Consider the following 12,629-nt stretch of genomic DNA (forward strand, 5'->3'; position numbering starts at 1 on the left):
GCACCTCTTATTTTTGCAGTAAAAGCATTGAATATTAATTATCTATTATTGATAAGAATTTGCCCGCCAGACTGTTCTACATTGCTGATTCCTATGACATCTGTAAAAAAGCTCAGCGGAACATAGCTTGTTCCCTCAACTAACACCGGGGCAGTGCCCAATTTAACAACTGCTGTTTCAGCTTTAGTGTAATTATCTTGGCCAATAGTGAAGGTAATGTTCCGGTCAACAGTTACCTTTTGCTGCCCGGCATCCCAGTGCACTGCTACCCCTAAGGCATTGGCGGTTGAACGAAGCGGAACCATAACAATGCCTTGTTCGTTCAGATAAGCTGCGGGGGCTTTTAAGGCTTGATTATTAACAACCACTGACATCTCCGGAGCATTGACAGAAGGTGTAGAGCTTTGCTCTAACACTACTATTTTAATAGGGGTAGTTTGGGCCGGGATGCTTTTGGTAGACTGCTCATATACTACCAGCAGTTTTTTGTCGGCCAAGTCACCGCTGAAAGCCTTTCCGTTTCGAGAAATAATCTGTGTCTGTTCAGAAATATTTAGTTTTAAACTATGATCGCTGCTGACTAAATTTCGGCTAAAGACATCAACCTTAATATTAGGCATTTGCTTTTCGCTGTTTACAATTATGGTTTCTGCCGGGTATTGGGGTGGGTAAATCATAATGCGGGGTGCATGGGCATCATAAAAAACAGTGACGGATGAACCCTTGGTTATCGGTGTACTATTTAAAATATAGGTATCGGCGGATACCACAAGATTTGCCGGCTCTCCTTGCTCGGTTTCAATAGTCACCAACTTCGTACCGTCACTGCCGCGGAAATCAGCGATTGATTTGACCACACCCGTAACGGAATGAAAACAAACTTGTTTTGCTTCCAGCACATCACCGTTGCCTTTGGCAGTAGTTAATTTTTCTAAGTTGGCGGCATGGGCTGATGCAACGGGAAGCGTAAATACAGTAACAGCTAATATTCCGGCCAGTACTTTTTTGAATGACAATTTATCCCTTCTCCTTTCATAAATGTTTTGCCTATATAAGGCGTAACAGCAACACATAAGGTTTCCAAAATCACAAAAAAGGAGTGCAAATCAGGCGGAGTTTTAATCCGCTTGATTTGCACTCCTTCTGTTAGCAGGATTATTTTTTTGTTTTGCTTTCAGGATTACCCCATCCGTACCAGGGGCCCCAGGGTGAGCCATACCAAGGACCGTACCAAGGTGAGCCGTACCAGGGACCGTACCAGGGGTACCCAGGCCGTCCGTACCAGGGGCCATACCAGGGACGCCCGTACCAAGGGCCGGGACAACGACCGCCACCGTAATAACCCATAGACAAATACCCTCCTTAATTAGGTGTTGTAATTTATTCTATGGTAATTTTTGCAAAAGGTGATAAATTAATGAAAAAAGCTGCTGCACTTTTTGTGCGGCAGCTTAACATGCTAGATTAAAATTTCTATTTGGCTATTTGCCCTTAGTTTTTCAATCAGTTTCTCCAGCTCTTGCGCTGATTTTTCCTGCTGCAGCTGCATCTGCAGTTGAGGCTTAAGCTCTTCAAAAGTGGGAATTCCTTCCCCCATTTGTTCCTTGTATTGCTCATACAGTGTTTTCATTTCTGTTTCGCTAATAACCGGCTGAGGAATTTCCTTCTCTAAGTATTTTTCAATCTTTAGGTCGTCTGCGATAATTTCATTAAATTCTTCCAGCGTCAGCTTGCCGGCCGCCAAAGCTTCATTAAAGGTCTCATCATCGGGAAACTGAGCTTTAATTATTTCAAATCTTTCATTAATACTTTCTTTGGAAACGGTATAGCCTTTATTAGCCACGTCTTGTAGCAGTAATTCGCGGTTAATCATGTTGTCTAACGTGGTTTTTTCAAGTTCTGTCAATAGCTGTTTTCCTTCTTCCGTTTCAAAATCCACACCGATTTGTTGATATGATGCTTTGGCTTGTTCCAGCATTGCTTCATATTCTGCCTTATCAATATATTTGCCGTTAACAATGGCAACGGCGTTTTCCCTGTCTTCAGCCCGGTCATATAGGAACACAGAAACGGCAATGGCAAGTACTAGCAGGGGAATAGCGACTAAAAGTATTTTGCGTTTCATACAAAGCCCCTTTCTTATTTTTCATAAACTAAATATGCACTTTATTGTATCACATAATCAATTCCGCTGTCAGCAGGATAATCTATAGATCGATTAGAAATAACTTAAATCAAAGGAGGCCTTTGCCGTGCAGCAGCTGCAGATTAAACTGAAAAGCATATTAAAAGATCTTGCGGTGCCGGCTTATTTGGTTGGCGGTACGGTGCGCGATCAGCTATTGGGGCGCGAAGCCAGCGATCTCGATGTGGTGGTAGAGCGCGACACATTTAATATTGCAATGCGGGTGGCAGCGGAGTTAGGCGGCCGCTGTATTCCCTTAGATAAAACTCACGGAACGGTGAGAGTGGTCTGCAACGCACAAGGCTCCAGCGTTCATATTGATTTTTCTCCTTTTAAAGGTGCGGATATTTATCAGGATCTCGCTCATCGCGATTTTACCGTCAATGCGATGGCCATGCCGGTGGGCGAGCAAAGCCTGCTGGATCCTTTTGACGGCCGGCGGCACCTATCTGCCAAGCGCATAGCGATGGTTAGCCCCTCCGCCTTTCGCGATGATCCGCTGCGGATATTGCGTGGTTTTCGCCTGGCCGGAGAGCTGGGTTTTCACATTGAAGCGGAAACGCTGCATGCAATGGCGGCAAATGTAAGCCGGTTAGAACAGGTGAGCGGCGAACGCATTTTTGAAGAACTGACTAAGCTTATGCTGGTTAGGAACAGTTATTCTTACATCAATCAGGCGGATAAGGAACTGAACTTATGGGTATATATTTTTCCGCTGGTTGATGAAATGAGGGCAACGGCGCAAAACTTTTATCACCGGGATAATGTATGGGAACACAGCCTTAAAACTTTACGTTGCTTAGAAGAGCTCTTACAGCGTCATGATTGGCCATCGTCAACCGCAGCTCTTCTGCATGATGCCTTAAATCGCCAATTAGCCGGTAACCGCCCGCTTCTGGTAATTTTAAAAATTGCCGCTTTAATGCACGATATCGGCAAACCGGCCTCAGTTGGCAGGCGCCTCGACGGCCGCATTACCTTTTACGGTCATGAAAAAATCGGCCCAGAATTAATTCAGCCGTTTGTAAAAAGGATGAAATTAGCAAACAAAGAAGCTTTTGCATTGAAGCTGCTAATCGGCCAGCACATGCGTCCGCTGTGGCTGTACAACGAGCAGCCAATTACCAATAGCGCTAAATACAAACTCTATCAGGATTTAGGAGAATATTACTGGCCCTGCTTAATATTGTCACTTGCTGACGTTACCGCTACCTATTTGTCCTCAAACCGCCGGCAGGAAATCAAAGCCTATCAAAAGTTTATTTTTAGTCTGCTCAACTTGGCCGTTGACGAGCGGCAGAAAAAGATTTTAAATCCGGATCCGTTGGTAGACGGCAACGATTTAAAGGATTACTTAGGCCTGCCTCCTTCTAAAATAATCGGTCAATTGCTAAGGGCTATTGCAGAGGCACAGGTTGAGGGTGTGGTGACAAACAAAGAGCAGGCATTGCAGTTTGCCAAAGAGTTATATGAAAAGAATAAACCTTTTAAATTTAATTAGGCAAAAATAAAAAGGACCGTTTTGTACTTACAAAACGGCCCGTTTTTTAATATTGATGATGTAACTTTAAGCTACTTACAAATCTTTTACATACCTTCCCGTTAATTGTTTAAATCACCGGCTATAGTTCATCGACCACCCCCTTGCCTTCTAATAAACATATATGTAAGTTAACCTAACTTTAGACTTTGTTTATTCAAGAGGGGGCCAGGTTTTTGTTGTCATTATTACCTTTTATAACCGCCCAGCTGTAAAAGTGAATCGTAAAATTCCATATCATCGCCGGCCAGGCCGGTGGAATGAGAACAAGCCTCTTTTTGGCTGACGGTGTTTTGTTGTAGCTTTTGCATATCTTGCCGGATTAATAAGCGAATGTATTTACTGCGGTTGGTTTCTTCTAAAGTATCTGTATTAATTTCGTTAATCCGCCGATCTAAGTAATCTACTAAACTTTTCGGTAAGCTGATGGTAATGGTTTTGTATTTTTGAATATCAATCGCCTCCTCCCGCCAAAACATTCTATTATTAAGATATATGAAACCAACCGATCAAAAAATAACCGCTAAAAGAAAAAAGTGCCATCAGTGTTCCCGGCTAACAAACTGCCTAAATATGGGGAGAGGGGGCCTGTTGGCTTGTCAAATATTGTCGTAATCGCTACAATAGAAAAAAGCGGGGAGGAAATATGAGGCAAACACGAAAAATTGATCATATTAAGTATGCATTAAAAATTCCGGATCAACCGGAAGCCGGCTTTGCGGATGTGCATTTACTGCATTGTTCGCTTCCTGAACTGGATTGGCAAGAGTTGGATCTGGAGTGCAGTTTTTTAAATAAAAAAATAAAAGCTCCGATCATGATCAATGCCATGACCGGAGGGCACAGTGATGTGCTGGAAATCAATAAAAACTTGGCCCGGGCCGCCAAAGAAAGCGGTTTGGCCATTGCTCTCGGCTCGCAGCGGGCTGCACTGGAAGATAAAACGGTGATCAGTACTTTTAAAGTAGTGCGTGAAGAAAACCCCACCGGCATCGTAATTGCCAACTTAAGTGCCGGGTGCAGGTTACAAGAAGCGGCTGCGGCGGTAGAGATGCTGGAAGCCGATGCCCTGCAGCTGCATGTCAATGTCCCCCAAGAGCTGGCGATGTCTGAGGGAGACCGCAGCTTTCGCGGCTTAGTAGCAAACATTGCTGAAATCACGGCCAAGCTTTCTGTGCCGGTAATTGTTAAGGAAGTAGGATTCGGCATGTCAAGGGAAACAGTGGCGCAATTATACCGCTGCGGGGTGAAATATATTGACATCAGCGGGCGGGGCGGCACTAACTTTATTGCCATTGAAAAGGGACGGGCGGTAGATGACGGCAGCAGCTTTATTGAGGGTTTGAACGATTGGGGCATTCCCACTGCGGTAAGTATTGCCGAGGCCCGTGCCGAACGGCTGCCGATTTTTATTATTGCTTCCGGTGGGCTGCGCACATCGCTGGATATTGCCAAATCCATTGCTTTAGGGGCGGATTTAACGGCGCTGTCCCGGCCCTTTTTGCAAACATTGCTGCGGCAAGGCTATAGGGATTTAATTGCCCATATCGAAACGCTGATTGTGGGTTTGAAAAAAGCAATGTTAATGTGCGGGGCGGCTAATATTCAACAGCTGAAGAAAGTGCCGTTAATCATTACCGGACAGACAAAGGAGTGGTTAACCGCCCGCAACATTGACATTAAACCTTACGCCCAGCGTAAATTTATAAATCAATAAAACGTTCCTTTAATTTTTCCCGTACCAACGGCATAGTGGTGTATTCCATTTCCTCAAGGTGCAGACGATGGGGTTCAAAGGGCCCTAGTCTTCTTAAATAGTCAGCCAGTTCGTTTGCTTTTTGCCGTGCCGAGTCAAAGGCCTTATCGGCAAAGAAATCTTGAGGCCCAATCAGCTTGCCGTCGGCCAGTTGAAACCCTAAGGCCACTACCCGCGGCGGGCCGTCAAATCTGGTGGGGGAACTTTCTTTTACGCTGACCGGCATCAGCGGGCCGCAGTGTGAGCCGCGCATCCAACCGGAAACCAGATGCGGATTGGCAAAAGGCTCCAGCACTTCGCCTACTGCCGGCAAACCGCTTTGACAGCGTACAATCAGCACCGGGTCATCTTTACCCACATAACGGCCGGCCATTAAATTAAGGCGCTGTGTGGAGGAAACGGCTGCAATTTCTCCGGTTTTTTTATGGCGTACTTCTTTAATGCAATAACGACCGGGAGCACCGATAAACACCAGCATGTCGTAAAGATCTTCCGGCATAGAAAAAACAACTTTGCGGTTTTTAATTAAATCCCGTACTTCAAAGGTAAAGCCGCCGTGCATGTTGGGGTCAATTACCAAGCCAATAGTGTTGAAGGGATCGGCGAAAATTTTATACAGCGGCAAGTTCCAGGCACCGGGTTCGGTTTTGTCGGCCATAAAAACGATAATCGGTTCACTTTTTCGCTCTTCAAACTCCATTTCCGCCACCCCTGGCCCCAGTCCTTTGATGTTGCCGGAAAAAGCATCGGCCAGCAAATCCTGCCCCGCCCCGTAAAGCTTTAATTTCCGGGCTACTTCGGTGCAGGCGGTGAAGGTATCCCAGGCCAGTTGGTGAATTTCCCCCGCGTTACGCCCCAAAGGGTGAGTTAAAATCAAATTGATGTCATCGCCTACGTGTGTAACATGAAAGTCAATCAGTTCAGAACGCCCCTCCAGCATTTCTTGGGCTTTGGCCAATAACTCCGGGTGTACACTTGAGTGCCCTACATAACCGCCAATGTCCGCTTTAATTACCGAAACAGTTATCTTTTCTCCCATTTGTATCCCCCTTTATTTAAATAATTAGTATACATTATGTTAATGTGTTACATTAATTGACTGACTTTAGCCTTCTAAATGAATAATATTTTTTAAATATTATATCATAATAATCAAAAAGGAAATTTATATCTTTTGTCGAACTAGTTACCCTGTGTTTTATTTTTTTCTGAGGGAGTGAATATTGTTGAGTAACAGTGCCAAAATAGCTGTTGTTACGGACAGTACAAGCGACTTATCCGAAGAGCAGCTCAAAGCAAACGGCATTAGGCTTTTGCCGTTAAAAGTGATTTATAAAGATCGGGAGTTTATTGATCGCCAAGAAATCCAGCCAGAACAAGTATATGAGAACTTTGCCCGGGAAATTCCTAAGACCTCAATGCCTTCCCCCGGCGAGGCCGTTAAGTTATTTCAAAAATTGGCGGATGAAGGCTTTACTGACGTTATTTCTATACATATTTCCAGCGCGTTAAGCGGTACCGTGCAAATGATGAAAACTGTAGCCAAACAAATGAAAGATGTAATTAATATTGAAGTAATTGACTCCAAGTCCGTGTCTATTGGCAGCGGTTTTTTGGCACTGGAGGCAAAGCGGCTGGTTGGCGAGGGAAGGAGTTTTTCCGATATAGTAGAACAAATTCAGGCTTTGCAGAAAAAAGTGAAAGTTTTTTTTGTGGTGAAGACATTAGAATACTTAAAAAAAGGGGGACGCATCGGTTGCGTCAGCAGTACGATTGGGGAAATTTTGAATGTTAAGCCGATCATTTCGGTAAATGAAGAGGGTGTATACTACTCTTACCAAAATGTCCGCGGCCGTAAGCGTTCATTGGATAAACTGGTGGAGATTGTTAAAGATTATGCTAAAGATAAAAAAATTTCCTTAGCTATTTTGCATGGCGATGCGTTAGAAGAGGCGCAAAGCATTCGTGAACGTTTAAAGTTACCGAACATTGAGCTAAAGCTCTTTGGCCAAATCGGCCCGGTAATTGCCGTCCATGCCGGCCCCGGCGTTGTGGGCGTGTCTTTTTTTGAACAAGTCGGTGACAAATGATAATTTATAATACATAATGAAACCATAACCAAACAATTAATAAATTATATAGGCAAGTCCCTTGACGACTTGCCTATGCTTTTCTTTTATTACTTTAGGAAATTTTTTGTACCGCTTGCTCCTGCTGTATATGCTGCTGCTGTTGTTGTTGTTTTGCCCTTTTGCTCATCACATCTTCCGCATAGTCGCAGGATATTAAATATAGGCTTACCCACAGGTCATGTTCGGTGGGTTTGCCTTTTAGTTCTGTAGAAACATCTTTGAATTTTTTTTCTACCCGATCTTTAAACATAGAAAACTCTACCAATACCTCAATCACATCTCTTTGATTATAAGCGGCACCTTCACGCAATATTTTGGCCAGCGCATCCACCCCCTATTGCTTGTCCAAATACTTTACATATATTATAGTAATTTTGGAAAAAAATGTTAAGGGGTGTGAATTGTCTAATCTTGTGGAAAGTAAACAAGGCACGTCAACGTGCCTTGTATTTGCTTAATGCTTTATCAATATTGATAGCCGTATCCGGTATGGCTAAATTGACCGGTGCCAAATTGGCTTTGCTGCCCCAGTTGATTGTATTGTCTAAAGGGCTGCTGATTTTGCTGTTGGCGGGACTGGAAAGCCTGCATTGGCTGGTTAAACTGCTGACTTTGCATGCCTAGCTGGTTATACTGACTGAAGGGCTGCTGGCTTTGTTGCTGTCCCAGCTGACTGTACTGACTGAAGGGCTGCTGGCTTTGTTGCTGTCCCAGCTGACTGTACTGACTGAAAGGCTGTTGGCTTTGTTGCTGTCCCAGTTGATTATACTGCCGGAAGGGCTGTTGATACTGCTGCTGCATAGTCCCGGTTTGCATACTTGTGCTGCCAAACTGCTGACCCGGTTGACTATAAAAACTAAAAGGTTGTTGATTTTGCTGCTGGCCAAACTGACTGAAGGACTGCATACTCTGACTGGCAATTTGACTTAATCTTTGATTGGCCTGCTGGCACATTTGATTGATTTGCTGCAGCTGTTGGCTGATGTTTGCTTCCGTTTGCATCATTTGCTGCAATTGCTGGTTGTTACTTTGCTCTCTTTGGGCGAGTTGGCTTGCCATTTGAGCAATGTTGCTTAAATCTTGACGCAGTGAGTTAATTTGTTGTTGCATTTGTTGCTGAAACATTTAGTTACCTCCTTGTATTAATTAACTTAAATTTATAGTTGTAGTATGCGTTTAAAAATAACTAGTATTACTGGAAAAATATGAAAATAATGCTTTTTTTAAGACTTTTTCATCCACTGCAAGTAATACCCTCCAATTGGCTGCAGCGTAAACTTTTGTACATTTCTTTGACTGACAGCGATATGACAACCGTAATTAAGCACTACCCAAGGCGCTTCTTGCAAAATAATTTGTTGGGCGTGATAATAAAGTTGTTCGCGCACTTCGCCATCGACAACCTGCTGAGCACTGGCTAATATGCGGTCTACTTGCGGATTGCTGTATCGGGCTATATTTAAGCCGGATTCAATTTGATTGGTAGTTAACAAGGTGGCCAAAAAATTATCCGGATCGCCGTTGTCCCCTGTCCAACCATATAAAAAGCAGTTTCCCTCCTGTCTTTTTAAAGCTTCTTTATACTCTTCCCAGGGATAAGCTTTAATTTGCACGTTAATTCCGGCTTTGGCGAGCTGCTCTTTGATCCCTTGCGCCAGCCTTACCCCGCCAACCGGGTTATAGGGCCGGGTTTCTTGGTAAGTGATTAATGTAATTGTCATTCCGTTAGGGTAGCCGTTTTGAGCCAATAAATTTTTGGCTTCATCTATTTGATAGGGGTATTGGGTTAATTTGCTGCTGTATCCCGCTACTTTTGGCGGAAGGTAACTTTCGCCCACTGCCAATTGCTTGTCATATAATTGTTCTGCCAACGCTTCCCGATCCAGTGCCATGGTTACCGCGCGACGGATGCGGGCAGAGGCAAAGGGGGGTTTGTTGGCATAAAAGCCCAGGTAATTAACCGAGGCTGCCGGTTGCTTTAACACCTCAAGGTTGTTTTTTTCCGCCCAGGCGATGTTGGCCGGGGAAATGCCGTCGGCAATATCGGCCTCACCGTTGACAAGCATTTCTAAGCGCCTTTTTTCATCAGGCTGGTAAATAAATACTACCTTATTCACCGCCGGCGGATCTTGCCAGTAATTTTTATTGGCCACCAGCGCTAATTCATTTTCGGATTTATCTTTTAAGCAAAAAGGGCCGGTACCCACCGGATTTTCCGCAAACCGGTCGTTTAAGCCTTTTACCGCACTGGGGCTGACTATCGGCGCTGCCCATGGCATAGCTAAACTTTGCAGAAAGGGGGCATAAGCCTGTTTTAAGGTAAATTTAACTGTGTAATCATCCATAATCTCAATGTTTTCCACCATTTCAAATGCCATGTTGGCATAGGGCATGGTGTTTTTGCCTTTCATCACCCGCTCTACGGAAAATTTTACCGCTGCGGCATTAAAGGGTGTTCCGTCGTGAAATTTTACCCCCTTGCGCAAATGAAATATCCACACCCGACCGTTTTCATGTATCTCCCAGTCGGTGGCCAGTGCCGGTTCAACCTCAGTTGAGTTAGCTTTGTATTTAACCAATCCTTCAAAAATGTTGCTGATAATATTAGCGGATGCGGCATCACCGGCATATGCGGGATCCAAGCTTTCCCAGCGCTCAGCAGTTAATATTTTTACGGTATTTTCGGAATGAGGGGCCAGAGTGGTCACTGCATCCCGGTTTTCCAACATAATTACTATCAGCAAAACCGATACCAGAAACACTACTTGCCGCACCCATTTTTTAAGCAGCACTGTCCTCACCTCCTAACACCTTATTATTATTTTCCAAAAAATTACTGTTACCTGCTTAAAGCCAATATCTTACAAAATTACTGTTATTTTTACCTAATTCCAGTTATGATATTAAGCAGATATAATAACAGGATGTGATCACAAAATGCCCGTTAAATTTGGCCCGGCCGGTAACTCTGACTCTTTTTACGAACAGGGTTATAAAAGTTCGCTGGACATGCCCCTTTGGCTTGCCCAAATGGGCTTAAAGGCCTATGAATACCAGTGCTCCCGCGGGGTGCGAATAAAAGAAGAATTTGCCCGCAAGCTTGGTGAAAATGCCCGTGCCCATGGTGTTGCCTTAAGTATTCACGCACCCTATTACATAAACATATGTAGCCATGATCCGGAAATTCAGGCAAGGACTAAGAACCACATATTAAAATCAATGCGGGCCGCCGATTGGATGGGGGCAACAATTGTGGTAATGCATCCCGGTGGTGGGGCAGGAAATGACCGAACGGCAAGCTTTAAGCGGGGAATGAACTATCTAAAAGAGATTTGTAAAGAAATAGAGGCTGAGGGTTTAAGCCATATTAAACTGGCTCCGGAGACCATGGGCAAGGCTAACCAAATCGGCTCACTGGATGAAATTTTGGAATTGTGTACGGTGGCGGACTTTGTGGTGCCCTGTGTGGATTTTGGGCATCTGCATGCCGTCACGGGAGGTGGGTTGACGGACAAAAGGGCATTTGAGAAAGTATTAAATCAAGTTAAAAGCGCTTTGGGTGATAAGGTTCTAAAAAATTTGCATATTCATTTCAGCCCCATTGAATTTACTAATGCCGGTGAGAAAAAACACCGCACCACATTAGAAAGGGAGTTCGGCCCGGATTTTGCCCCGCTGGCAGAACTGATCAAAGAATATCAGCTGAAACCGACGGTGATTTGCGAATCACAGGGCCGGCAAGCGGAAGACGCGCTGGTTTACAAGCAAATTTACGATCAACTCAAAAAGTAGCTTGGCAAACTCTTAAGTCCGGCCGTATTTAAAAGCCCGAGGATGAAGAACACTCCTCGGGCCTGCTAAAACAAGAATTAGTGAATTTTTACGTTTTCAGCGCGATACTTGCGCAGTGTTTCTGCTGCTTGGTTGGCACGGCTTTCATCGGCTTTTACCGCTACCAACACATCGCCTTGTCTTACTCTTTCTTCCAGCTGCTTGCCTTCCTCAGCGGGAATGCCGAAGTCAGCCAAGCCGCCGGCTAAACCGCCGGTTGCCGCACCGGAAAGCATGCCGGCAATCGGACCGGCTGCCAGTAATGGCCCCAGCCCGGGAATAGTCAGTGCACCGGCTCCTACCGCTAAGCCGGCCAAGCCGCCCAATACACCGCCGGTAGCAGCACCGTCGGTTACCGAGTCAGTGCCGCCCATACCTTGGGCATTTTGGTCCTCCTTGGCGACAATGGAAATTTCTTTTTCAAATCCTTGCTGGCCCCGTAATTCAGCAACTGCCCTTTCAGCTTGATCGCGGTTGCTGAATGTTCCTACAACCGTTTTAGTCATAATAAACCTCCTTTTGGGATAATTTAAGCTTAAAACAACTTTCGACACATATATTTCCACATTTTCAAAATTACTATTCCAGAAAACAAAAAAACAGTTTATTTTTCTGGTGCATTTGGTATAATATGATTTGTTTTAAAGAAAATATGGAATTAAGTGAGGGATCGACTATGCTGCCTACACCTAAAAAATACTTTTTAACTGCGGCTGCAGCCGAAGGTTACAGCAAGTTAAATGCTTTTGACAATGCACTTTTAAAGGGGAGAATCGGCAACGTCAACCTGTTGCGCGTAAGCAGTATCCTTCCTCCCAGTGCGGAGTATGATCCAGATTTAGAACTGCCTCCCGGCTCTCTGGTGCCCACAGCCTACGGCTACATTATGAGTGACGTGCCCGGTGAAACCATTGCCGCCGCTGTCGGCGTAGGTCTTTCCAAAGACACCTTTGGTGTGATCATGGAGTTTTCCGGTAAATGCACCAAAGAAGAGGCACGGCAAGCTATTGAAAATATGCTTAAAGAGGCTTTTGAAATGAGAGGAATGGATTTGGTAGATATGAAAATTGCCGCCGTTGAACACAAGGTAGAAAATGTAGGTTGCTGTTTGGCTGCGGTGCCCCTGTGGTACTAGGATAAAAATACCTTGATGGGGTGGAGGAAACAAATATTTTACTATCAATA

14 protein-coding genes are annotated in these 12,629 nt (G+C 44.6%); 6 read left to right on the forward strand and 8 right to left on the reverse strand.

Annotated features, from left to right (window positions below):
- Positions 1-38 precede the first annotated feature (38 nt).
- Complete coding sequence (locus ACZ5NG_RS01635) at positions 39-1,016, reverse strand: copper amine oxidase N-terminal domain-containing protein (protein ID WP_464252280.1); 978 nt, start codon at positions 1,014-1,016, stop codon at positions 39-41.
- Positions 1,017-1,208: 192 nt separating this feature from the next.
- On the opposite strand from ACZ5NG_RS01635, the gene ACZ5NG_RS01640 reads away from it, so the two are divergent.
- Complete coding sequence (locus ACZ5NG_RS01640) at positions 1,209-1,349, forward strand: hypothetical protein (protein WP_464252281.1); 141 nt, start codon at positions 1,209-1,211, stop codon at positions 1,347-1,349.
- A gap of 110 nt (positions 1,350-1,459) precedes the next feature.
- Here the strand turns inward: ACZ5NG_RS01640 and ACZ5NG_RS01645 are convergent, their stop codons facing one another.
- Entirely contained in the window at positions 1,460-2,125 is a 666-nt protein-coding gene (locus ACZ5NG_RS01645; protein ID WP_464252282.1) for a SurA N-terminal domain-containing protein, read from the reverse strand.
- A 127-nt stretch (positions 2,126-2,252) separates the two neighbouring features.
- Here ACZ5NG_RS01645 and ACZ5NG_RS01650 point away from each other — a divergent pair, with 127 nt between their 5' ends.
- The gene (locus tag ACZ5NG_RS01650; RefSeq protein ID WP_464252283.1) at positions 2,253-3,686 is read left to right on the forward strand and encodes a CCA tRNA nucleotidyltransferase; all 1,434 of its coding nucleotides are present in this window, start codon (positions 2,253-2,255) and stop codon (positions 3,684-3,686) included.
- A gap of 227 nt (positions 3,687-3,913) precedes the next feature.
- Here the strand turns inward: ACZ5NG_RS01650 and ACZ5NG_RS01655 are convergent, their stop codons facing one another.
- Complete coding sequence (locus ACZ5NG_RS01655; RefSeq protein WP_464252284.1) at positions 3,914-4,204, reverse strand: ribbon-helix-helix domain-containing protein; 291 nt, start codon at positions 4,202-4,204, stop codon at positions 3,914-3,916.
- A 167-nt stretch (positions 4,205-4,371) separates the two neighbouring features.
- Between ACZ5NG_RS01655 and fni the strand changes: the two genes are divergently transcribed.
- Entirely contained in the window at positions 4,372-5,442 is a 1,071-nt protein-coding gene (gene fni / locus ACZ5NG_RS01660; protein ID WP_464252285.1) for a type 2 isopentenyl-diphosphate Delta-isomerase, read from the forward strand.
- On the opposite strand, the gene fbp is transcribed toward fni, so the two are convergent.
- On the reverse strand, positions 5,429-6,520 hold the full coding sequence (gene fbp / locus ACZ5NG_RS01665; protein WP_464252286.1) for a fructose-1,6-bisphosphate aldolase/phosphatase: 1,092 nt from the start codon (positions 6,518-6,520) through the stop codon (positions 5,429-5,431). The genes fni and fbp overlap by 14 nt on opposite strands.
- Before the next feature lie 187 nt (positions 6,521-6,707).
- Between fbp and ACZ5NG_RS01670 the strand changes: the two genes are divergently transcribed.
- Positions 6,708-7,571, forward strand: coding sequence for a DegV family protein (locus ACZ5NG_RS01670; RefSeq protein WP_464252287.1), 864 nt, complete (start codon positions 6,708-6,710; stop codon positions 7,569-7,571).
- Positions 7,572-7,665: 94 nt separating this feature from the next.
- On the opposite strand, the gene ACZ5NG_RS01675 is transcribed toward ACZ5NG_RS01670, so the two are convergent.
- From ACZ5NG_RS01675 to ACZ5NG_RS01685, 3 genes are all read right to left on the reverse strand, one after another.
- Positions 7,666-7,935: a hypothetical protein gene (locus tag ACZ5NG_RS01675; RefSeq protein WP_464253093.1), complete on the reverse strand. Its 270-nt coding sequence runs from the start codon at positions 7,933-7,935 to the stop codon at positions 7,666-7,668.
- Positions 7,936-8,078: 143 nt separating this feature from the next.
- The gene (locus ACZ5NG_RS01680; RefSeq protein WP_464252288.1) at positions 8,079-8,738 is read right to left on the reverse strand and encodes a hypothetical protein; all 660 of its coding nucleotides are present in this window, start codon (positions 8,736-8,738) and stop codon (positions 8,079-8,081) included.
- Between the two features lie 98 nt (positions 8,739-8,836).
- On the reverse strand, positions 8,837-10,405 hold the full coding sequence (locus ACZ5NG_RS01685; protein ID WP_464252289.1) for an ABC transporter substrate-binding protein: 1,569 nt from the start codon (positions 10,403-10,405) through the stop codon (positions 8,837-8,839).
- A 145-nt stretch (positions 10,406-10,550) separates the two neighbouring features.
- Here ACZ5NG_RS01685 and ACZ5NG_RS01690 point away from each other — a divergent pair, with 145 nt between their 5' ends.
- Entirely contained in the window at positions 10,551-11,405 is an 855-nt protein-coding gene (locus ACZ5NG_RS01690; RefSeq protein ID WP_464252290.1) for a TIM barrel protein, read from the forward strand.
- A gap of 77 nt (positions 11,406-11,482) precedes the next feature.
- Here the strand turns inward: ACZ5NG_RS01690 and ACZ5NG_RS01695 are convergent, their stop codons facing one another.
- On the reverse strand, positions 11,483-11,950 hold the full coding sequence (locus ACZ5NG_RS01695) for a general stress protein (RefSeq protein ID WP_464252291.1): 468 nt from the start codon (positions 11,948-11,950) through the stop codon (positions 11,483-11,485).
- Between the two features lie 170 nt (positions 11,951-12,120).
- Here ACZ5NG_RS01695 and ACZ5NG_RS01700 point away from each other — a divergent pair, with 170 nt between their 5' ends.
- Positions 12,121-12,579, forward strand: a complete 459-nt coding sequence (locus tag ACZ5NG_RS01700; protein ID WP_464252292.1) for a pyruvoyl-dependent arginine decarboxylase — start codon at positions 12,121-12,123, stop codon at positions 12,577-12,579.
- The last annotated feature ends 50 nt before the right edge of the window (positions 12,580-12,629 follow it).

It is taken from the genome of Desulfovectis peckii (genome assembly GCF_055391705.1).